The organism is Limnospira sp. PMC 1279.21 (genome assembly GCF_032349615.1).
GTDB lineage: Bacteria > Cyanobacteriota > Cyanobacteriia > Cyanobacteriales > Microcoleaceae > Limnospira > Limnospira fusiformis.
This window is the reverse complement of the sequence record NZ_JARPLU010000542.1, coordinates 1-455: the sequence shown is the minus strand read 5'-3', so window position 1 is coordinate 455 and position 455 is coordinate 1. Positions and strand designations below refer to the sequence as shown.

Here is a 455-nt window from a genome sequence, read left to right as displayed (position 1 = left end):
CTAACTTCAGACCACGTAGGCCAACGGGTTGCCGTAGCTGGTTTATCCGCCACGTTTGCCCAGTCACTTGCAAAGATAGTCGGTTTGTTCGTTATTTCAGTCCAGCTATGGGAATGAGTAGATGGGGGGAAAGTGCTAGGTTTATTAGTAATATTATTCCAGGATAAATCAGTTAATTTGAATAAATTAGTATTTGAGTCAATAACTGCCTGTACCCTTTCATTGGTTAAATACAGATTGACTTCACCTTCTGGCAAGTCATCGGTTGACTGCCCAAATCTACTAGAGTAAATATTAAAATTAGTCATAATAAAGATTCCTCAAAAAGGGGGATAATCCCCCAACTATTTAATCAACAGTTACAAACTCAACTACAGTTACCGAAATATCTGCAACAGACTCGGCAATAGCTTGTAGTTTACTAGCGCCAATAGTGAGCATAACAGTATCACCCG

Annotated in this window: 1 pseudogene; it reads right to left on the bottom strand. The window is 39.6% G+C overall.

The annotated features are described in order from the left end of the window. Positions 1-308: pseudogene (locus tag P5683_RS25850) on the bottom strand (hypothetical protein); the annotation flags it as partial. Positions 309-455 lie beyond the last annotated feature (147 nt).